The 20,094-nt window shown below is 67.9% G+C and carries 22 protein-coding genes; 9 read left to right on the forward strand and 13 right to left on the reverse strand.

What is annotated here, in order from left to right; all coding sequences use genetic code 11:
- Nucleotides 1-40: 40 nt before the first annotated feature.
- Together J3P31_RS05375 and cobT are read right to left on the reverse strand one after the other, a co-directional pair.
- Nucleotides 41-1,840, reverse strand: a complete 1,800-nt coding sequence (locus J3P31_RS05375) for an aminopeptidase P family protein (RefSeq protein WP_210527382.1) — start codon at nt 1,838-1,840, stop codon at nt 41-43.
- Nucleotides 1,840-3,708: a cobaltochelatase subunit CobT gene (cobT, locus tag J3P31_RS05380; RefSeq protein WP_210527383.1), complete on the reverse strand. Its 1,869-nt coding sequence runs from the start codon at nt 3,706-3,708 to the stop codon at nt 1,840-1,842. Before cobT ends, J3P31_RS05375 begins: the two co-directional genes overlap by 1 nt.
- 379 nt (nt 3,709-4,087) lie before the next feature.
- On the opposite strand from cobT, the gene J3P31_RS05385 reads away from it, so the two are divergent.
- Both J3P31_RS05385 and J3P31_RS05390 read left to right on the forward strand, forming a co-directional pair.
- Nucleotides 4,088-4,681 (forward strand): NADPH-dependent FMN reductase, encoded by a 594-nt coding sequence (locus J3P31_RS05385; protein ID WP_210527384.1) that lies wholly within the window; start codon nt 4,088-4,090, stop codon nt 4,679-4,681.
- A gap of 201 nt (nt 4,682-4,882) precedes the next feature.
- On the forward strand, nt 4,883-5,647 hold the full coding sequence (locus J3P31_RS05390; RefSeq protein WP_210527385.1) for a hypothetical protein: 765 nt from the start codon (nt 4,883-4,885) through the stop codon (nt 5,645-5,647).
- Here J3P31_RS05390 and J3P31_RS05395 read toward each other — a convergent pair.
- Together J3P31_RS05395 and cobS are read right to left on the reverse strand one after the other, a co-directional pair.
- Entirely contained in the window at nt 5,632-6,003 is a 372-nt protein-coding gene (locus J3P31_RS05395) for a hypothetical protein (RefSeq protein WP_210527386.1), read from the reverse strand. The two genes, J3P31_RS05390 and J3P31_RS05395, sit on opposite strands and share 16 nt — an antisense overlap.
- A complete protein-coding gene (gene cobS / locus J3P31_RS05400; RefSeq protein ID WP_210527387.1) occupies nt 6,000-6,974 on the reverse strand; it encodes a cobaltochelatase subunit CobS in 975 nt (324 codons plus the stop codon). The genes J3P31_RS05395 and cobS overlap by 4 nt, the downstream gene beginning before the upstream one ends.
- A gap of 308 nt (nt 6,975-7,282) precedes the next feature.
- On the opposite strand from cobS, the gene J3P31_RS05405 reads away from it, so the two are divergent.
- Together J3P31_RS05405 and J3P31_RS05410 are read left to right on the forward strand one after the other, a co-directional pair.
- Nucleotides 7,283-7,828 carry a sigma-70 family RNA polymerase sigma factor gene (locus J3P31_RS05405; protein WP_210527388.1) on the forward strand — a complete coding sequence of 182 codons (546 nt, stop codon included), beginning with the start codon at nt 7,283-7,285 and terminating at the stop codon, nt 7,826-7,828.
- Nucleotides 7,825-8,517, forward strand: a complete 693-nt coding sequence (locus J3P31_RS05410; RefSeq protein WP_210527389.1) for an anti-sigma factor — start codon at nt 7,825-7,827, stop codon at nt 8,515-8,517. Before J3P31_RS05405 ends, J3P31_RS05410 begins: the two co-directional genes overlap by 4 nt.
- A 135-nt stretch (nt 8,518-8,652) precedes the next feature.
- Here the strand turns inward: J3P31_RS05410 and J3P31_RS05415 are convergent, their stop codons facing one another.
- Nucleotides 8,653-9,288: a J domain-containing protein gene (locus J3P31_RS05415; protein ID WP_210527675.1), complete on the reverse strand. Its 636-nt coding sequence runs from the start codon at nt 9,286-9,288 to the stop codon at nt 8,653-8,655.
- Nucleotides 9,289-9,384: 96 nt separating this feature from the next.
- On the opposite strand from J3P31_RS05415, the gene J3P31_RS05420 reads away from it, so the two are divergent.
- Complete coding sequence (locus tag J3P31_RS05420; RefSeq protein ID WP_210527390.1) at nt 9,385-9,642, forward strand: BolA family protein; 258 nt, start codon at nt 9,385-9,387, stop codon at nt 9,640-9,642.
- Between the two features lie 3 nt (nt 9,643-9,645).
- Here J3P31_RS05420 and J3P31_RS05425 read toward each other — a convergent pair whose 3' ends face one another.
- Nucleotides 9,646-10,077, reverse strand: a complete 432-nt coding sequence (locus J3P31_RS05425; RefSeq protein WP_210527391.1) for a DUF4177 domain-containing protein — start codon at nt 10,075-10,077, stop codon at nt 9,646-9,648.
- Between the two features lie 67 nt (nt 10,078-10,144).
- Nucleotides 10,145-11,656: an Asp-tRNA(Asn)/Glu-tRNA(Gln) amidotransferase subunit GatB gene (gene gatB / locus J3P31_RS05430; protein WP_210527392.1), complete on the reverse strand. Its 1,512-nt coding sequence runs from the start codon at nt 11,654-11,656 to the stop codon at nt 10,145-10,147.
- A 330-nt stretch (nt 11,657-11,986) separates the two neighbouring features.
- On the opposite strand from gatB, the gene J3P31_RS05435 reads away from it, so the two are divergent.
- Together J3P31_RS05435 and J3P31_RS21325 are read left to right on the forward strand one after the other, a co-directional pair.
- Complete coding sequence (locus J3P31_RS05435) at nt 11,987-12,478, forward strand: transglycosylase SLT domain-containing protein (RefSeq protein WP_368373023.1); 492 nt, start codon at nt 11,987-11,989, stop codon at nt 12,476-12,478.
- Between the two features lie 84 nt (nt 12,479-12,562).
- Complete coding sequence (locus J3P31_RS21325) at nt 12,563-13,465, forward strand: transglycosylase SLT domain-containing protein (RefSeq protein ID WP_246849310.1); 903 nt, start codon at nt 12,563-12,565, stop codon at nt 13,463-13,465.
- 266 nt (nt 13,466-13,731) lie between these two features.
- Here J3P31_RS21325 and arsC read toward each other — a convergent pair whose 3' ends face one another.
- The 3 genes from arsC to pepN form a co-directional block, all read right to left on the reverse strand.
- On the reverse strand, nt 13,732-14,151 hold the full coding sequence (gene arsC / locus J3P31_RS05445) for an arsenate reductase (glutaredoxin) (RefSeq protein ID WP_210527394.1): 420 nt from the start codon (nt 14,149-14,151) through the stop codon (nt 13,732-13,734).
- Nucleotides 14,152-14,501: 350 nt separating this feature from the next.
- The gene (locus J3P31_RS05450) at nt 14,502-15,362 is read right to left on the reverse strand and encodes a lysophospholipid acyltransferase family protein (RefSeq protein WP_210527395.1); all 861 of its coding nucleotides are present in this window, start codon (nt 15,360-15,362) and stop codon (nt 14,502-14,504) included.
- Nucleotides 15,363-15,495: 133 nt separating this feature from the next.
- Nucleotides 15,496-18,048: an aminopeptidase N gene (pepN, locus tag J3P31_RS05455; RefSeq protein WP_210527396.1), complete on the reverse strand. Its 2,553-nt coding sequence runs from the start codon at nt 18,046-18,048 to the stop codon at nt 15,496-15,498.
- A gap of 95 nt (nt 18,049-18,143) precedes the next feature.
- Between pepN and J3P31_RS05460 the strand changes: the two genes are divergently transcribed.
- Together J3P31_RS05460 and J3P31_RS05465 are read left to right on the forward strand one after the other, a co-directional pair.
- Nucleotides 18,144-18,578, forward strand: a complete 435-nt coding sequence (locus J3P31_RS05460) for a hypothetical protein (RefSeq protein WP_210527397.1) — start codon at nt 18,144-18,146, stop codon at nt 18,576-18,578.
- A 73-nt stretch (nt 18,579-18,651) separates the two neighbouring features.
- Nucleotides 18,652-18,804: a DUF2256 domain-containing protein gene (locus tag J3P31_RS05465; RefSeq protein ID WP_438270287.1), complete on the forward strand. Its 153-nt coding sequence runs from the start codon at nt 18,652-18,654 to the stop codon at nt 18,802-18,804.
- Here J3P31_RS05465 and J3P31_RS05470 read toward each other — a convergent pair.
- Genes J3P31_RS05470 through J3P31_RS05480 form a run of 3 tightly spaced genes read right to left on the reverse strand, consistent with a single transcriptional unit; the run spans nt 18,788 to nt 20,020 of the window.
- Nucleotides 18,788-19,231, reverse strand: coding sequence for an SRPBCC domain-containing protein (locus tag J3P31_RS05470; protein WP_210527398.1), 444 nt, complete (start codon nt 19,229-19,231; stop codon nt 18,788-18,790). The genes J3P31_RS05465 and J3P31_RS05470 overlap by 17 nt on opposite strands.
- Nucleotides 19,231-19,683 carry an SRPBCC family protein gene (locus tag J3P31_RS05475; protein ID WP_210527399.1) on the reverse strand — a complete coding sequence of 151 codons (453 nt, stop codon included), beginning with the start codon at nt 19,681-19,683 and terminating at the stop codon, nt 19,231-19,233. Before J3P31_RS05475 ends, J3P31_RS05470 begins: the two co-directional genes overlap by 1 nt.
- Nucleotides 19,676-20,020, reverse strand: coding sequence for an ArsR/SmtB family transcription factor (locus J3P31_RS05480; protein ID WP_210527400.1), 345 nt, complete (start codon nt 20,018-20,020; stop codon nt 19,676-19,678). The genes J3P31_RS05475 and J3P31_RS05480 overlap by 8 nt, the downstream gene beginning before the upstream one ends.
- Nucleotides 20,021-20,094 lie beyond the last annotated feature (74 nt).

Here is a 20,094-nt window from a genome sequence, read left to right on the forward strand (position 1 = left end):
GCTGGATCATGGCCGCGCCAAGGGATGCCAGGCAAGCCCGTCAGAGCGGCGCGCAGGCTGACCGAAGCCAGGCGAGCGTTTCGCCCTCGGTTCGGGGACCGATCCGGTCCAGCACGCCCGCATGATAGGCGTCGATCCAGGCGCGTTCATCCTGGGACAGCATTGTCCCGACGATCAGCCGCCGGTCGAACGGGACCCAGGTCAGGGTCCGGAAGGACAGCATCGCCCGGCTGTCGCCGCCCGGAACCGGCGGCGCGTCCTCGACGAGGATCAGGTTCTCGATCCGGATGCCGAACGCCCCTTCGCGGTAGTAGCCGGGCTCGTTGGACAGGATCATGCCGGGCTCGAGCGGCACGTCCGACAGGCGCGACAGCCGCTGCGGTCCCTCATGAACGCTGAGATAGACGCCCACGCCGTGACCGGTGCCATGATCGTAGTCCTGCCCCGCGAGCCACAGCGGATAACGCGCGAGCGCATCGAGATGCTGGCCCGCGACCCCCCTGGGAAAGCGCGCCCGGCTGATCGCGATCATGCCCTGGAGGACCCGGGTGTAGGCCTCGGCGGCCCCGTCGGGGGCCGGACCGATCGCGACCGTTCGGGTGATGTCGGTCGTCCCATCGAGGTACTGCCCGCCCGAATCCACGAGCAGCAGCTCCCCTGGCCGCACGGGCGCATCGGTGGCCTCGGTCACGCGGTAATGGACGATGGCGCCATGCGCCCCCGCGCCGCAGATCGTGTCGAAGCTGATGTCACGCAGCGCGTTGGTGGCCCGCCGGAAGCCTTCGAGGGCCTTCACCACGGCGATCTCGGTCAGGCCGCCCTGGGGCGCCTCCCGGTCCAGCCAGGCCAGGAAGTTCGCCATTGCCGCGCCGTCGCGCAGATGGGCCTCGACCGTGGCGGCGATCTCGGCCGCGGTCTTGCGGGCCTTGGGCAGGATGCAAGGATCCACCCCCCGCGAGACGGTGATCCCTCGGGCTACCAGGAACGCGTGCACCGCCTCCGGACAGCTCTTGGGGTCGATCCGGGTCGGTGAAGGCAGAAAGTCGAGGCCGGGCACGAACGAGGTCTCGGGGTGGACGCGGACGTCCTGGCCCAGGTCATCCCGGACCGACTCGGCCTTGCCGGGCGGGCAGTAAAGGTCGCAGGTTCCATCCTCGTGCAGGACGGCATAGGCCTGGGGGACGGGGTTGCACGCCACGTCGCCGCCCCGGATGTTGAGGAGCCAGGCGATGGAGTCGGGAAGGGTCAGGACGCAGGCCCGTTCCCCCGCCTCGCGAAGAGCGGCGGCGATGCGGCCACGCTTGCTGGCATGGCTCTCGCCCGCGATCTCCTCGGGGAAGGTCGTGAAGGGCACCGTCGGTGATGCGGGACGATCGGCCCAGAGCCGGTCGATGGGATTGTCGATGGGCACGAGTCCCACGCCCTTGGGGCCAAGCCTTTCGCGAAGTTTCTCGATCTCCTCGACGGTATGGAGCCAGGGATCGAAACCGACGGCCTGCCCGGTTCCGAGGCGATCCAGCAGCCAGTCGGCCAGCTTGGTCTCGGGCCAGGGGACCGGGGTGAAGACGGGCGCGACCTGCGACCGGACCTGGACCCGGTAGCGTCCGTCGATGAAGACCCCCGCCTCGTCGCGGGTGACGGCGCAGAAGCCCGCCGATCCGGTGAATCCGGTGAGCCAGGCCAGACGCTCATCGCTCGGGGCGACATACTCGCCCTGGAACCGGTCCGAACGCGGCACCAGCACGGCATCCACTCCTTCGCGGCTCATCAATTCGCGCAGGGCGGCCAGACGGGCGGGACCGTGCGACGGATCGGCTGTCACATCGAAGCTTTGGAACATCAGGCCCGTCTCCGCTCGATCCGCGCGCGCTTCCGGGGGTCGGGCTCGAAGAGGCTCGCGAGTTGCTCTGTGATGGCGCCGGCCAGCTGCTCCACGTCGGTGATCGTGACGGCGCGCTGGTAGTAGCGCGTGACGTCGTGGCCGATGCCAATGGCAATGAGCTCCACTGCCTTGCGCCGCTCCACCATGGCGATCACGTCGCGCAGGTGCTTCTCCAGCGTATTCGCCGGGTTCACGGAGAGCGTCGAGTCGTCCACCGGCGCGCCGTCCGAGATGACCATGAGGATCTTGCGCGCCTCGGGGCGGCCCACCATCCGGCGGTGCGCCCATTCCAGCGCCTCGCCGTCGATGTTCTCCTTCAGGAGGCCCTCCTTCATCATCAGCCCGAGGTTCGGCCGCACCCGCCGCCAAGGGGCGTCGGCGGACTTGTAGACGATGTGGCGCAGGTCGTTCAGGCGGCCGGGCATCGGCGGGCGCCCCTCGGCCAGCCATTTCTCCCGGCTCTGCCCGCCCTTCCAGGCGCGGGTGGTAAAGCCCAGGATCTCCACCTTGACCTGGCAGCGCTCCAGCGTCCGGGCCAGCACGTCGGCGCAGATGGCGGCGATGGAAATGGGCCGCCCGCGCATGGATCCGGAGTTGTCGAGGAGAAGCGTCACCACGGTGTCGCGGAATTCGGTGTCCTTCTCGACCTTGAACGACAGCGGCGTCGTCGGGTTCGCGACCACCCGGGCAAGGCGTCCGGCGTCGAGGATGCCCTCCTCGCGGTCGAACTCCCAGCTCCGGTTCTGCTGGGCCTGAAGGCGGCGCTGCAGCTTGTTGGCGAGCCGCGACACCGCGCCCTTCAGAGGTTCGAGCTGCTGGTCGAGGTAGGCCCGCAGGCGGTCGAGCTCGGCAGGCTCGGCCAGCTCCTCGGCGCCGATGATCTCGTCGAACTGGGTGATGAAGACCTTGTAGGTCGGGTCGGCGTCGCTGTAGGGCGCGGGGGGCGGCGGCTCATGCGGCGCTTCGCCTTCGGGCAGCTCCTCGGCGTCCATCTCCTCGGCGTCGGAGTCGGCCTCCATCGAGACCTGGGCCTGAGAGGCGTCCTGCTCCTGCTCCTGGGAGCGCTCCGGCGAGGCCTCGGCCTCCTCGCTCTCGCTCTCCTGCTCGCCGCCCGCGTCCTCCTGATCCTCGTCCGGGTCCTGCTGGGCGTCCTCCTCGGACTGGTCCTCCATGTCGTCGGGGTCGTCGCCCAACTGGTCGCCGTAACCCAGGTCACGGATCACGTCGCGGGCAAAGCGGGCAAAGGCCTTCTGGTCCGACAGGAGGTCGGGGATGTCGTTCAGGCGCTCGCCGGCCATGTTCTCGATGAAGCCGCGCCAAAGCCCCATGACATTGTCGGCCCCCGGCGGCAGCGGCCGCCCGGTGGCAAGGTGACGGATGAGGTAGCCGGCCGCGATGGCCAGAGGCGCGTCCTGGGGCTGCCGGATCTGGTCGTAACCCTTGCGCCGGGCCTCGCTCGCGATGCGGGCGTCGATGTTCCCGGCCGTGCCGGGCATGTGCTCGGCCCCGAGCGCCTCGACGCGGGCGGTTTCCATGGCGTCCATCAGGTCGCGAGCCATCTGGCCCTGCGGCCGATAGCGGTCCGCCACCGTGGGATCGTGAAGCCTCCGCCTCAGCGCGAGGCTGTCCGCCGTGCCGCGGGCCAGCAGGATCTCGTCCTTGGTAAGGCGGCGCGACACCTGCGGCAGGCGCATCGTATCCGCCGAAAGCCCCGGCGGATCGACGGAATAGCTGACCGTCAGCTCCGGATCGTCGGCCATGACCTTGGTGGCCTCCGCCAGGGCCTTCTTGAACGGGTCGGCGGGGTTGTCGGTGGGTTTGGACATGGACGTCACCAGGCGCTGATCTGGACGTCGCCACGCATGGCGCCGACCTGGGAGAGGGGAGGCGGCCCCGAGAAGCGGCCCCAAGGGCCGCAGCCTGCCGCCGAACGATGCCCGTCCTGGCTGGACGCTTGACCGGGCGTGCCATGCCGGTCGGAGACCCGGGGCGTTGCGGCGAGCGCCGGGCAGCGGGATCTGGGGGTCGGCTGGGGCATGAGCCTGATAAAGCACCGAGAGGGGGGCACGGCAAGGGCAGGGGCCATTCCCGTGCTGCCCTTGCCCCATCGCGCAGGCCCTGTGCAGCGGCGCGCGACGCCCTGGCTTGCTCTTGGCGCGGGTTGGCCCCAGGTTCCGCGCGATTGCCAACTCCGGAGAGCCCGCCATGGCCGACAAGCCCAAGATCGCCCTCATCATCGGTTCGACCCGCCAGGCCCGCTGGGCCGACAAGCCCGCGCAGTGGGCGCTCAAGAAGATGCAGGAACGGGGCGACATCGATGTCGAGCTCGTGGACCTGCGCGACTTCGACCTCCCCTTCTTCAACGAGGTTGCCTCGAACGCCTATGTCCCGTCGCAGGACCCCCACGCCGTCCGCTGGCAGGAAACGGTCGCAGGCTTCGACGGCTATGTCTTCCTGGTGGCCGAATACAACCGCTCGATCACCGGGGCGCTCAAGAACGCGCTCGACCAGGACTATGTGAACTGGGGCCGCAAGCCGATGGGCGTGGTCGCCTACGGTTCGGTCGGCGGCGCGCGCGCCGTCGAGCATCTCCGCCTGATCGCGGTCGAACTGCAGATGGTTCCGGTTCGCGCCGGCGTGCATATCGGCGGCTCGGACTTCTACCGGGTCAGCGCCTACAACCCGAATGCCGAACCCATGGAAGCGCTGGAGCCGGTCATCGGCGGCTCGCTCAACGACATGCTGGATCAGGTGACCTGGTACGCCAAGGTTCTCAAGACCGCGCGCGCCGAGGCCTGAGCCCTCTCTCGGCTATCCGGCCCAGGTCGGAGGGCTGACAGGCCGCCCGGGTCCATTCCGGGCGGCCTGGCTCTGGGGCCAGTCCGCAGTTGAACCTATGGGTCGGCGGAACTCGGCCGAGGTTGCCGTTCTACATCGTAACCGTTGCGTCAGCGTCCCGGTCGCCCGAGCATCAGCCATGCTCACGCGCAGGAGGATGCCATGGCCTGGACGGTCACGCTTCTCGCCGCGATGCTGCTGGGGCCAGGTCTGGCCCAGGCCGCCACCGTGACGATCAACTTCGACGATCTGCTCGATCCGGACAGCTTCGGCTACGGACAGGTGGGCAATATCGCCTACCAGGATCGGAACTGGGGCCTCTATGGCCTGATCCGGCCCTACCTCACGCTGGACAACTGGGACTTTGTTCCCGAAACCACCTTCACCGCGGACCCCGGCACCTATTTCACGCCATTGGCGTTCGAGCTTTCGGCCAGCCGGAGCGTGGTCAGGGCACCTTGTCCCGCTTGCACGTCCGACGAGGTCGAGGCGCTGGTCACGGCGGCTGCCAGAGGACAGGACGTCGGCTTCGAACCTTTCGCCTACAACCATGTCCGCATTACGGGATACCGCGACGGCGCCCTTGTCGCCCAGGCGCTGTTCGGGGCCGATACGCCCTCCTTCTCGGGCGTATACGAGGTCTCGTCCGACTTCGCCGGGATCTCGAGCCTCAACATCCTGCTTCTGGGGGAGGAGTTCGAATTTCCGGCTCTGCGCGAGGATGGGTTCGTCTACGCCTGTGGCTACGAGCTGTTCGAGTCCTCCAGCTGCATCGACGGCAGGATCGACAACTTTCAGGCCATTCCCGACGCGCCCAGAGGGGACGATGTCGCGCCCGTGCCGCTCCCGGCAGGATTGCCGCTCTATGGCGGCGTGCTGATCCTGGGCGGACTGGTCGCTGGATGGCGGCGTCAGGGGCCGAGGTAGGGCAGGTCGGCTTCGAGCCGTCCGCAGCCCGTGACGAGCCGTTCGAAGAGGTCCCGGCTCTGGTCATCCTGATCATAGACGTAAGCGGCCAGCAGATCGCGCATCCACGGCCTACGTTCGTCGATCAGGGCATCGGTTTCGGTCGCGCCGATCAGCTTGACCGATGCGGCCCTGAACCGCGCGGCCAGGGCGCGTTCTCCCTCGTCGCCCAGCACGTCGGCATAGCCCTCCCACAGTGCCGCGCAGGTCGAGGGAGGGTAGGGCGGGATGGTGTCCGCGCGTCCGTCGCCAGCAGCAAGGAGGCCGACCATCAGGCCGGCCAGGGGCGCCCCGCAGAGGGACGCCCGAGGGGTCACCGCATCGCCATGGCGACGGCGCTTTCGGGAAGCTCCTCGGCAAAGCAGCGCTGGTAGAACTCGGCCACCGTCTGGCGTTCGAGTTCGTCGCATTTGTTGAGGAACGAGAGCCGGAACGCGTAGCCCACGTTGCGGAAGATCTCGGCGTTCTGGGCCCAGTTGATCACGGTCCGGGGGGACATCACGGTGGACAGGTCGCCGTTCATGAAGGCCGTCCGGGTCAGGTCCGCGACGGTCACCATCTGGTTGATGACCTTGCGGCCCTTGTCGGTGTTGTAATGCGGGTTCTTGGCCAGCACGATCGCGGCTTCTGCGTCATGGCTGAGGTAGTTGAGCGTGGCGACCAGGGACCAGCGGTCCATCTGCGCCTGGTTGATCTGCTGCGTACCGTGGTAAAGGCCCGTCGTGTCGCCCAGGCCGACCGTGTTCGCGGTCGCGAACAGGCGGAAGGACGGGTGCGGGTTCAGGATCTGGTTCTGGTCCATGAGCGTGAGCTTGCCGTCGGTTTCCAGCACGCGCTGGATCACGAACATCACGTCGGGGCGGCCGGCGTCGTATTCGTCAAAGACGATGGCGCAGGGGTTCCGCAGCGCCCAGGGCAGGATGCCTTCCTGGAACTCGGTGACCTGCTTGCCGTCATGCAGTCGGATCGCGTCCTTGCCGATCAGGTCGATCCGGCTGATGTGGCTGTCGAGGTTCACGCGCACCGTGGGCCAGTTGAGCCGTGCGGCCACCTGTTCGATATGCGTGGACTTCCCGGTGCCGTGGTAGCCCTGGATCATGACGCGCCGGTTGTAGGCAAACCCCGCCAGGATGGCGAGCGTCGTGTCAGGGTCGAACTTGTAGGTCGGGTCGATCTCGGGAACGCGGTCGGTCCGTTCCGCAAAGCCCTTGGCCTTCATGTCGGTTTCGATGCCGAAGACCTCCCGGACGGAGATTTCCTCGGTGGGCCTGGCGTTCGGATCGGTCATCGTTTCCCATCTCCTCAGTCGTCTGCCGACATAGCGCGGCGACGTTGCGGGTCAGGGCTTTCTTATTCTGTTCCTCCCCCGCCGCAAGGGGGCGGGGAACCTGGGACTGTTCATGGGCGACCCAGCCGATCCCCTCAGGGCGATGGCCGGATGCCCGGGCTCAGATGGTCCTGCGTTGGACGGCATCGTTCGTCAGGCCAGCGTGGATGTCACCCCATCGGGCGGCCTGAACGCCGCATCCTGTCCGCTTCGCTCAGGAGATGATTGCCTTGCGCGGCGTCATGGGCAATGTGGCGCGGGGAGGCGACATGAACAGCCTGACGGAGATCGAGAACATGATCGCCCGCATGGCGATCGGCGACCGGCGGGCGCTGACGGCGCTCTATGAAGCCACGTCCGCGAAACTCTTCGGAGTGGTCCTGCGTGTCTTGGATGATCGGGCAGAGGCCGAGGACGCACTCCAGGAGATCTTCGTGAAGCTTTGGCACAACGCGGACCGCTACAGGTCGAATGGGCTGAGCCCCATGACCTGGCTGATCACGGTCGCGCGGAACCATGCCATCGACCGCCTGCGGGCCCGGCGCAGTCAGCGGGCCGCCCCCATCGACGAGGTGATCGAGGTTGCGGACGGCGCGCCGAACCCCGAGGAGGCCGTGGTCGCCGCTTCGGTCCGCGGACGGATCGGAGATTGCCTTCGGACGTTGCCACCAGACCGGGCGGACGCCATCCGCCGCTGCTATCTGGGGGGCGAAGCCTATGTCGACCTCGCCCATCGGTACGACGTGCCGTTGAACACCATCCGCACCTGGCTCCGGCGCGGTCTCCTGAAGCTTCGGGAGTGTCTGGCGTCATGAGCGGATGGGATGCGGAACGGGAGGACGACGTCGGTCTGGCTGCCGAATACGTCCTGGGCCTCCTCGATCCCGCGGAGCGGTCCGCGGCCGAGGACCGGCTTGTCGAGGATCCTGCCTTCCGGGAGATGGTGCGGGACTGGACCGAGCACTTCGCGGCCCTGGCCGAGGACATCGCGCCCGTGACGCCCCCCAGGGACCTGCAGGAACGCGTCACCCGAAGGCTGTTCCCGGACGAAAGACCGGCTGGCCTGCTGCAGCGCCTTGGCGTTTGGCCCTGGCTGCTGGGCGGGCTCGCCGCGGCCGGGCTGGCCATCCTGGCCCTCGGGCCCAACCTGTGGACGGCACAGGGGACCCCCGACCTGACCGCCCGGATCGCGGCCGAGGATGACTCCTTGGTCGTGCAGGCCGCCTTCGACCGCGAGACCGGTCGCCTCGAGGTCGAGCGCACGGCAGGAACCGTGCCCGAAGGACGGGATCTCGAACTCTGGCTGGTTCATGTCGACGACAACTCGACCACCTCCTTGGGCGTCCTGCCGCGCGACGCGGCGGGCGTCATCGAAGTGCGTGCCGATCTGATCCCGCAGTTCGAGGACAATGCCCTCGCGGTCTCGATCGAGCCGCTCGGAGGCTCTCCGACCGGGCAGGCCACCGGACCCGTCGTTGCGATCGGACCGATCACAGGCCTGTGACGGACCGGCGCGGGACTCCAGCTCGCTTCGCCTTATCCTTGGCTGGGCGGCCCCGGTCGGACGGGGCGGCCTGCGGTCGGGAAGGAGGCTTGAGCCCTACGGCTCGCACCTCTCCCGGCCGCCTCCTGACGGGCGTCAGTCCTTGAAGTTGCGGCTTTCCTTGATCTGATCCCAGGCCCAGACCACTTCGGAGAGCTGCTCCTCCTGGCTTCGGTCCCCGCCGTTCATGTCGGGGTGCAGGACCTTCACCAGGGCTTTGTAAGCCTTGCGGATCTCGGTCTTGGTCGCGGTGTCTCGCACGTCGAGAATCTCGCAGGCGCGGCGCTCGGTCGGAGGAAGGCGGCGGCTGCCGGCCGTGGCCGCCCGACCGGCGTTGCGGGTCGCGTTCTCCCCCAGGACCTGATGGGGGTCGTCGATGCCGAGCCGGGCCCAGGCGCGCTGCTCCTCGCTCTTCTTGCCGAAGGGCTTGGTTTCCCGGCCCCAGACGCGGTCGCTCTGGACCTGGTCGATGAACTCCTGCTCGGTAGCACCCTGGAAGAAGTTCCACTTGAGATTGTACTCGCGGACGTGGTCCTTGCAGAACCACCAGAAGTCGTCGAGTGAATCCGGTGACTTGGGTGCGCGGAATGCACCGCGCTCCTGGCAGCCGGCGTGGTCGCAGACCCGGGTCGACGTCTCCGACGCCCCGGTCATGCCGCGACGGCCCCGCGGGTTCTTCTTCTTGGAGGCCGACACTGACATGTCGAAGCCGAAGGGATCGTTCTTTGCCATGCTCACGTAACGCTCGCTCGCTGTCCTGCTCTTTCCGTCCCGGACGCGCGAGTTTAGTCATCGGGACGGCGGATAGAAGGGGGCTTGAGGAAAAAGATGCGGATCGGAGACGAAATGCGCCAACGATTGGTGGACGCCTTCCAGCCCACCCGGCTCGATGTTCTCGACGAGAGCGAGGGACATAGGGGGCATGGCGGCTGGCGGGAAGGGGGCGAGACTCATTGGCGCATCCGCATCGGCGCACCTGCCTTCGCCTCCATGAGCCGGGTCCAGCGCCACCGCGCGATCCACGCCGCGCTGGGGTCCGAGGTGATGGACCGGATCCATGCCCTCGCGATCGAGGTGGAGGCCTGACGGCTACTCGGCCGCGAGGCGGGAGTCGCGCACCGATTCGGACAGGGCCGGCTCGGCCCCAAGGGGCGAGGCCACGACAGCTTCGCGCACCAAGGGCGGCGTCCGTTGCGCCACCATGGGCGAGACTGGAGCCGTGGGGACGGAGTGCACCAGCGCAGGCAACGGAACCGGCTGCCCCGCGCCAAGGCGGTCCGCCTCGTGCGCCACGCGGCGGAACACCAGCATGGTCTGGAACACCGTCACGCGACCTCCGAACCAGCCCTGACGCTGTTCGCAGGGAAGGGTGTCCGAACGGACGAACTCCCATCCGTCCTGCGCCATGCGGTTCATCTCGGCCTCGACCGCGCGGGCGAACCGGTCCTCGGGCGTCCTTGCGCCCTTGACCTTCACGCCGCGGCGCGGAGCCGGGATGACACGGTATTCATGGCTCTGCATCGGTCGCACCCCCTGGACCCGCCAAAGGATAGCGGGCCGTCGGGGTTCGTCCAACGAGATCAGCAGTTCAGAGGCCGAGCCTTGCGTTGACCAGCGCGTTGACGGCCGCCGGATTGGCCTTGCCGCCGGTCACCTTCATGACCTGGCCTACGAACCATCCGGCCAGCTTGGGATTGGCCTTGGCCTTCTCGACCTGCGCGGGATTGGCCGCGATGACCTCGTCGACGGCCTTCTCGATGGCGCCGGCGTCGGTGACCTGCCGCATGCCGCGCGACTCGACGATCTCCCGCGGGTCGCCACCTTCGGTGTAGATGATCTCGAAGAGGTCCTTGGCGATCTTGCCCGAGATGTCGCCGCTGGCGATCAGGTCGATGATGCCGCCGAGCTGCGCGGGCGAGACCGGGCTGTCGGACAGTTCGTGCCCTTCCTTCTTGAGGCGGCCGAAGAGGTCGTTGATGACCCAGTTCGCGGCCATCTTGCCGTCGCGCCCTTGCGCCACCGCCTCGAAGAAGGCGGCGTCGGAGGTGTCGGCGGTCAGGACCGAGGCGTCGTAGTCCGACAGCCCGAAGTCGCGGATGAAGCGGGCCTTCTTCTCGTCGGGAAGTTCCGGCAGGTTGGCCGCGAGATCGTCCACCCAGGCCTGCTCGATCTCGAGCGGCAGGAGGTCGGGGTCCGGGAAGTAGCGGTAGTCATGCGCCTCTTCCTTGGAGCGCATCGAGCGGGTCTCGCCCCTGTCGGGATCGTAAAGTCGCGTTTCCTGCACGACGGACCCGCCATCCTCGAGGATCGCGATCTGGCGACGCGCCTCGTGGTCGATGGCGGCCTGGATGAAGCGGAGCGAGTTCATGTTCTTGATCTCGCAACGGGTGCCGAGGCCCGAGGGGTCGCCGGCCATGAACGCCTCCCAGGCGCCGGGGCGGCAGACGGACACGTTCACGTCGGCCCGCAGGTTGCCGTGCTGCATGTCGCCGTCGCAGGTGCCGAGGTACCGCATGATCTGCCGCAGCTTGGAGACGTAGGCGGCGGCCTCCTCAGGGCCCCGGATGTCGGGGCGCGAGACGATCTCCATGAGGGCGACGCCCGTCCGGTTGAGGTCCACGAAGGACATGGTCGGGTCCATGTCGTGGATCGACTTGCCCGCATCCTGTTCGAGATGGATGCGCTCGATCCGGACACGGCGGGCCGTGCCGCCCGGCATCTCGACGATCACCTCGCCCTCTCCGACCAGCGGGTGGTACAGTTGGCTGATCTGGTAGCCCTGCGGCAGGTCCGGATAGAAGTAGTTCTTCCGGTCGAAGGCCGAGACCAGGTTGATCTGAGCCCTGAGGCCCAGCCCGGTGCGGACGGCCTGCGCCACGCAGCCTTCGTTGATGACGGGCAGCATCCCGGGCATCCCAGCGTCGATGAACGACACCTGGGAGTTCGGTTCGGCCCCCACCGCGGTCGACGCGCCCGAGAACAACTTGGCGGCCGTCGCAACCTGAGCGTGCACCTCAAGGCCGATCACGATTTCCCACGGGCCTGTCACGCCTTCGATGACTTTGGCCTTGGGCGCCGGAACGGACGACAGATCAAGCATCGGGAGCCTCCCTCCGAGAATCGTCAAGCGTCGTAGGAGGATGGCCGGGAATCTGCAAGCAGGACCGGTTTTCGGCCTCGACCGGCGACAGTCCGCTTATCACGACCCCGCGACTCTGGCCGGAATCTGCCGAGAGTCGGGGTCTGGCGTCAGCATGGGTTTACCCCGGCCACGCACAGGGTTCGTCATGCAGCCATGCAAGACGAAGAAAACACACCACGTGTCAGATGTGCAACGCTTGGCGTTGCGGTTCCGTTCCTTGCCCTTTCACTTCTGGGGGCCTGTGCGTCGCAACCGGTAGTTGCGCCAGCGCCCGAGGTCCTTCCGGCGATGGCCTGGGACCAGCAGGGGCCGCAAACGGACCAATGGACCGAGGCCACGCTGGACGCGATCCATACAAAGGGCGTGGCTCTGCTGTCCGAGGTTCCAGGGGACATCGGAACCTGGTGCCCGGGCTATGCGGAGGCCGCTCCGCAGGAGCGCGCGGCCTTCTGGGCGGGGCTCCTCTCGGCGCTGGCCCGCTTCGAAAGCACCTGGAACCCCCATGCGGTCGGCGGGGGAGGGCAATGGTTCGGTCTCGTGCAGATCGCGCCCGGAACCGCCCGGAGCTACGGCTGCGATGCCGACTCGGGGTCCGAACTGACGGATGGCGCGGCAAACTTGGAATGCGCGGTGCAGATCGCCGCGCGGACGGTGACGCGCGATGGCGTGGTGGCTGCCGGAGGCGGGGGATTCGCCGCCGACTGGGGGCCGTTCGCCTCGGCCGACAAGCGCCAGCAGATGGCCGGATGGGTGTCAAGCCAGAGCTACTGCCGCGGATGACTTTCCAATCCAGGTGAGGCTTGGCATCCAAGTCTCTGTAAATGCTAAACAAATATCGGTTTGGCGAATCGGGAGGTGTTTGACATGTTGAGTGCGCTGCACGTGGCACGTTGGACCCTGGGGGGGACCTTCGCCGTGATCGCGGGGCTGGCGGCTTCTGCCGAGCCGCTGGCCCCGACAGGACCCGGCCTGCAACCCGTCTCGTTCCAGGCGGACCTTACCGGGCCTGTTCACGCGGATCTGGAACGGACGACGGCACCGGCCGCCCAGGTGCCCGAACGGCCGCCGGTTCGTGCGCTGGGCAGCATCCCGGTCGAGATCACCGTCCAGAGCGGCGCCAAGATCCGTCCCGAGCCCCGGCCCGTGTTCACGGCAGCCGCACGATGGGATGGTCATGGTGAGGCCGACGCCTGGAGCGAGGCGGCCATGAAGGCCATCGACTCGGCCCCGCACAACCTGACCGACCTGGTGCCTGCCGACATCGAGAGCTGGTGCCCGGGTTACGAACGGAACCCGGCTCATCTGCGGGCGGCCTTCTGGGTGGGCACGGTCTCCGCGCTGGCCCGCTACGAAAGCAACTTCAACCCTCGCGCCCAGGGCGGCGGCGGAGCCTGGCAGGGACTGCTCCAGATCTCGCCGGCGACAGCGCGGCATTACGGCTGCGACGCCACCTCGGCTGAGGCCTTGCGGGATGGCGAGGCCAACCTCCAGTGCGCCATCCGGATCATGTCCCGCACCGTGAGCCGCGATGGCGTCGTCGCCGCGAACGATCGGGGCATCGCCGCCGACTGGGGACCCATGTCCAACCCGGAACTGCGTGAGAACATCCGTGAATGGGTGCAGGACCAGAGCTACTGCAAGCCTGTGCTGGCCGTCATGGCTTCGTTGATCCCGCCGGTTCGGCCGGGCACGCTGCCCCCCGAGCAGTCCTATGCCGTGGCGTCTCTGGCGCTCGATCCCCGATTGGAAAGCTCGCCGGTTCGCTGACCCGCCAGAAGCCCGGGCCGACCCGGACGTTGTGGCAGGCCTGACAAGCGACCCTACCGGACTGACAGAGGGGCGGCGCAGCAGCGCCGCCCCCCGATCATTCTGGATGGGCGTTCCTGTCGCCTGATCCACAAGAAAGGTTTGCGGACCAAGGCCAGTGCATTCAGGTGGATCGAGCGGATTCCGACGAGGTCGGGCCATCCGTGCGATCAACCGCCGTAAGATGCTCTGGGCAGGTCCGGGCTGGGGCTCTGGCGACCGCCGGTCTATTCGGGACGTGGGCCAGTTCGGCGGACCGCTTGGCCATCCTCCTTGCGGACATCTCCGATGTCGATGTTGGGCAGGATCTCCAACACGACCTCCGACGGGCGGGCGAGGCGCACGCCCTTGGGCGTCTCGACGAAGGGTCGATTGATCAGGATGGGATGTGCCATCATGGCGTCGAGGAGCTGCTCATCGCCAAGGCCCGGGTCGTCCAGGCCCAGCTCTGCGTAGGGCGTCCCGCTCTGCCGCATGGCCTCGCGCACGCTCAGGCCGGCGGCCGCGATGAGCGATCGTAAGCGCTCCCGGTCAGGCGGATCCTTCAGATATTCGACGATCCGCGGCTCCTCGCCGCTGGCACGGATGATGGCCAGCACGTTGCGGGAGGTGCTGCATGCGGGATTGTGGTAGATGGTGATGGTCATGACGTCCTCCCCCGATGCGGATGTCACCGGCACGGCCTTCCTACCAGCCCCGGACCCCGGGCGCGATCCCGGCTGCCGAAGACGCCTGCCGGGACTTCGTCCCAGCGTTTCGCCGATCGAACGGCAGGCCGCGGTCCGGCCAAGGCGAGCCAATCGCAGGGCCGAGACAGGAAGGAACCGAACGCCACGAGCTTGTTCTGCCGGGCAAGCCTGGGCAAGACGCCTGCCGTCATCCCGATTGAGGCCGGGGGTCGCAAGAGAAATGAGCTTCGGCGCGCTGGGCCCGCCCAACGCGCCGACGTCCCCCTATCACTCCCGGGGCTCTGCCGCGGCTGGGCCGTCCGGAGGTGTCAGAACCGTAGAGCGGGCTTTCGCGTCGCCGACAGCATGCTGACCGTCTGATCCTCGCGGCCCCCGAGCGCGAGCGTGGCGCGGCGCAGCATCTCGATGCCCTCCTCGGACGAGGCGGGGATGGCGGCAGGGGAGATTTCCTCGCCCACGGTGACGACATAGGGCTGCTTGGCCTTGTTCAGCATCTCGTGGAACAGGGTGATGTCGCGCAGCGTCGGGTGGATCAGGTCGAACAGGTAGAACAGCACCGAATTGCGCGCCCGGATGTTCACCGGGATCACCGGCAGGTCGAACTTGCGCGCGAGCATCGCCGCCGAGGCCATCCAGGGCCGTTCGTGCAGGCGCAGTCCCTCGCGCTTGGCGAGGCGGCCCGAGGGGAAGATGATGCCGAGGCGCCCTTCCTCGACGGCCTTCTTGGTGTAGGCCATCGTCTCGCGCGTCTTGGCGTGGCTGCGCTTCTCCAGCCGCCATTCCACCGGCGCGATCGAGTCCTCCATCTGCGGGAGGACGCGGAGGATGTCCCGGTTGGCGAACACGTACAGGTCGGGCCGGATCGGGTGCAGCAGATGCCAGAGCACGATGCCGTCGGCGATGCCGGTCGGGTGGTTGGCCACGATCATCGCCGGGCCGTGGCGCGGGATGTTGTGGAGCCCCGAGACCGTCACCTCGCGCGCGAGCATGCGGCCGAGCTCACCCATCAGCTCGGCGGTCGTCTTGTCCTCGAACTTCTCGCCGATGGCGATGGTCTTGTCGTAGGACAGCGCCTTGTCGAGCAGGAACCTGGCCGGCTTGACCAGGGGACTCCCTTTGGCGAGCCACGGCGCGCGTTCCTCGATGAGGGGGTCGATGCGGTCTCTCATGCCTTGTCACCGAGTGATGAAGTGGCTCACCCGTGACAGGGCCGGCCCACGTATCTGTGATTGCACAGGTATTCTGGCCGGCGAACTTCGGCAAGCCCTGCCCGGAAATGAGGCAGGAGCTTGCCGAGTTCCGTCAGGCGATCATGCGGCCGACCATCTCGGACAGGTCCCGCGACAGGCCGGGGGTGGCCTGAATTCGCTGGAGTTCCGCGGCGATAAGGCCCTGACGGGCTGCGTCAAGCCGACGCCAGGTGCTGAAGGCCGAGGACATCCGCGCGGCGGACAGCGGGTTGGCTCCGTCCAGCCGGATCAGCCAGTCGGCCAGAAGCCGGTAGCCCGCGCCCGTGGGATCGTGGAACCCGGCGGGGTTCCCGGACAGCGCGCCAAAGACCGAACGGAAGCGGTTCGGGTTCTTCCAGTCGAAGGCCGGGTGCCGGGTCAGCCGCTCTGCCGTCGCGACCGCCACCTCGGGCCGGGCCTGGCCCACCTGCAGCGCGAACCACTTGTCCATGACCAGCCGGTCATGACCCCAGCGGTCGTGGAAGATCCGAAGCTCCTCCGCTCCCTTGCCGATGGCCAGAAGCGAAGCGAGCGCGGCCACGCTCTGGGTCATGTTGTCGGCCGCCGCGAACTGCGCGCGGGCGCGGGCGCCGTCGTCCACGCGGGACAAGAGCGCCAGGGCGGCGTTGGCCAGCGACCGCCGGCCGACCGCGTCCGGGTCCGGCGAATAGGGGCCCGGGACCTGCCCTTCCTCGAAGAGCGCGGGCAGCAGATCGGGCAGGGACCGCGCGAGATGCAGGTCGACCGCCTCGTGGGCGTGGAAGATGGCGACAGGGTCGGGGGTCTGACCCTCATCGAAGAGGGCTTGGGCCGTTTCCTCCTGGGAGGGCCGGGCCAGGATGGTCGCCCGATAGGCTGGGGAGAGAGTCGTGTCCCGCAGGACGGCACGGAGCGACTCGGCCCAGGCCGCATCGATGCTCCGCCCGTCTAGCGCCGCCCGGATCGCCCGGCGGGCAAGGGTCTGGCCCGCCTCCCAGCGATTGAACTCGTCGGTGTCGTGGGCGAGGAGGAAGGCGGCTTCCCCCTCGGACGCCTGTCGGTCGAGCATGACCGGAGCCGAGAAATCGCGCAGGATCGACAGCACGGGCCGAGCCGCCAGGCCTTTGAAGGTAAAGCTCTGCCGGGGCTCGGTCAGCTCGAGGACCGTGGTGGGCACGACCTCGTCGCCGTTCGGGTTCAGCAGCCCGACGGCGACCGGGATCACCATCGGCTGCTTGCCGGGCTGGCCCGGGCTCGGAGGAAGGGTCTGCGTCAGATCGAGCCGGTAGGTGCCGTTCTCGTAGGACTCCTCGACCCTGACGCGCGGCGTGCCGGCCTGGGAGTACCAGAGCTTGAACTGCGCAAGGTCGCGGCCCGTGGCGTCCTCGAACACCCTGAGCCAGTCCTCGATGGTGGCGGCCTGGCCGTCGTGCCGCTCGAAGTAGAGGTCCAGCGCCTTGCGGTAGCCGTCCTCGCCCACGAGGCGCCTGAGCATCCCGATGACCTCGGCGCCCTTCTCATAGACGGTCAGGGTATAGAAGTTGTTGATCTCGACGAAGCTCTCGGGCCGGACGGGATGGGCGAGGGGGCCGTTGTCCTCGCGGAACTGGGCGGACCGGAGGAAGGCCGCGTCGTGGATCCGCTTCACGCCACGGCCGCGCAGGTCTCCGGTGAACTGCGCGTCCCGGAAGACGGTCAGCCCTTCCTTCAGCGACAGCTGGAACCAGTCGCGGCAGGTGATCCGGTTGCCCGTCCAGTTGTGGAAGTACTCGTGGGCGACGATCGCCTCGATCCGTTCGTAATTGGCGTCGGTCGCGGTATCGGGGGAGGCCAGGACGGCGGAGCTGTTGAAGATGTTCAGCCCCTTGTTCTCCATGGCGCCCATGTTGAAGTCGTCCACGGCCACGATGTTGAAGACATCGAGGTCGTACTCCCGCCCATAGGCCGTCTCGTCCCAGCGCATCGAGGTCTTGAGCGACTCCATGGCCCAGGCGCACTTGCCCTCGTCGCCGGGGCGAACCCAGATGGCGAGGTCCACGGGGCGGCCGGACATGGTGGTGAAGCTGTCGCGATGGGCCAGAAGCTCCCCGGCCACCAGGGCGAACAGGTAGGACGGCTTGGGCCAGGGGTCGTGCCATTCGGCGAAGCCCGGGCCGGAGGGGCCTGGGTTGCCGTTCGACAGCAGCACCGGCAGGTCGCTCTCGATCCGGACGGTGAAGACGGCCATCACGTCGGGGCGGTCGGGATAGTAGGTGATGCGGCGAAAGCCCTCGGCCTCGCATTGCGTGCAGTACATGCCCCTGGACAGATAAAGCCCTTCCAGGCGTGTGTTGTCCTCGGGGTCGATCTCGACCACCGCCTCCCAGGTGAAGGCCCCGGCGGGGACCTCGCAGGTCAGGCCCTCGGGGGTGACGGCCGGCGTCACGGCGCGGCCGTCGATCCGGGCCTCGACCAGTCGAAGATCCTCGCCGTGCAGGAAGAAGGGCGCGGGCTGGGCACCTTCGTTCGGACGAAATCGGATGCGCGAGGTGACGCGCGTTCCCCGTGGGGCCAGCGCAAAGGTCAGTTCTACGCCGTCTATGCTCCAGGGGAACGGAGTGTAGTCCTTCAGGTGGATCGTGCGTGGATCCGCCGTGCCGTCCGCCATGCTGCGCTCCCTTCCGGGTGAACAAATCCGAGGGCTCGGACGTTAGGGGGCTTGAAACCGGCCCGCAAGGCGGGCTCGCGAAGGAGGATTCAAGGATGTCCGCACCCGACGGAGATCTCGAGAAACAAGCCCGGCATCACCGGGGGCCGCTCCAGGGGATGTTCGCCGTGGTGCTGTTCGCCCTGATCCTGCTGGCCCTTTTGGCCTTCTGGGCCTTCGGGCGCGGGGGCGATCCCGAGGGGCCCGAGGCGCAGGTGAACGACACGACCGGAACCGTGGCGCCGGCCGGGGCCGATACGGCGGGACCCAGCGCGAACGATTTCGCCAATGACGACGCCAATGCCGGCACGGCGACGACGCAGCCCGACCCCTCGGCCGTGACGGTCGCCCCCGAGACCGTGACCTCGCCCGACACCGGGGCCGGCAACCCGGCCGACACCGATCCGGGCGAAAGCCAGGCGGCCGAGCCCACGAACCCCGTGGATGCCCAGGGCGGCGCCGCGAGCGAAGAAGAGTCGCAGAACCAATAAGGCAATCGTAAGAGACGATCCTGAAGGGGCGGCGCCGTGCCGCCCCTTTCCGCATGGGGACATGATGCCGAAGATGCGCAGGAAATCCGACCTTCCCAGCAAGGTCTGCCCGGTCTGCGGACGGCCCTTCACCTGGCGCAAGGCGTGGGAAAAGGTCTGGGAGGAGGTCGTCTATTGCTCGGACCGATGCCGGTCGCGGCGGTCGAAGGTCACTCGCCCAAGCTAGCGGCAAGCTTGGCCAAGGTTTCCTGGCCCCGGTCCTCGAACTGATAGCTGCGGGCCTCCGCGAGACGTTCCGGCGAGGGGAACCGCATGGTCTGCCGAAGACGCGTGCCGTCCCCTTCGGGATCCAGCGTGACCACCACCTCCAGAGGATCGCCAGAGCCTTCGCCGGCATCCATCAGGAAGGCGATCCGGGAATGGGGGCGAAGCTCGGTCCAGCGATGGCGGTTGGCAAAGGTCATCCCGTGGCCGATCATGTCGAACAGCCATTCGCCTCCCTCGCGCACGTCGATGGAATGGGTCCGGCAGGAGTAGCCCTCGGGGCCGAACCAGCGGGGGAGCGCGTCGGGATTCGTCCAGGCCTCATAGACCTGGACAGGACCGGCGCGGAAATGACGGGTGAGCGTGACGCTCAGGTCCTCGGCCGTCATCAGAGCGTCTCTGCAAGCCGGCCGAGCTGGTCGGCGGCGGTTCCCCAGCCCTGGGAGAAGCCCATTTCCTCGTGCCGGCGGGCGATCTCCTCGTTCGGGTGGCGGGCCACGACGTGATACTCCGTGCCGTCCGGGTGATCGCGCAGGGTGATCGTCGCGGTGAAGGGCAGGTCCACGTCGGTGGCGGGCCGCCAGCCCTCCATCAGGAGGTTGGTGAAGGCCAGGCGTTCGCCCGGCACGGCCTCGAGGATGACGCCGTCCCCGGGCATGTCCTGGCCCATGTACCGGATCACGGTGAAGAAGCGTCCGCCGGGGCGGGGATCGATGATCGCCTCGACCGTCTCGGCCGGGGGCGGGGTGAACCACTTCTTGAGATGCTCGGCTTGGGTCCAGCACTCCCATACCTTGGCGCGTGGAGCCTTGAAGATGCGGGTGAGGGTCAGGTCAGCCATGGTCGTCAGGTCCTTTGGTGAGGGTGGCCAGGTAGTCTTCGAGCCGGTCGTGCCGGCCCTCCCAGAGGAGCCGCTGCTCCTCCATCCAGGTGCGTGCCGGGGCCAGTGCCCCGACCCTGAGCGTGCAGGTCCGGATCCGGCCCTGCTTGGTCGTCTCGATCAGGCCGCCATCCTCCAGCTTGCGAAGATGCTGAAGGAAGGAGGGCAGCGCCATGTCGAACGGAGCTGCCAGGTCGGTCACCGTCGCCGGCCCATGGGCCAGCCGGGCCAGGATCGCCCGCCGGGTGGGATCGGCGAGGTTCTGGAAAAGGGCGTCGAGCTCCTGATTGTTAGCCATGAGACTAACTATCATGCCGGCCAAAAGCGATCAAGCCGAAACTGAGGTGTATGCCTAAGTTTCGACGCGAGGTT

Origin of the sequence: Rubellimicrobium arenae, assembly GCF_017916275.1 — a bacterium.
Lineage (GTDB): Bacteria > Pseudomonadota > Alphaproteobacteria > Rhodobacterales > Rhodobacteraceae > Rubellimicrobium > Rubellimicrobium arenae.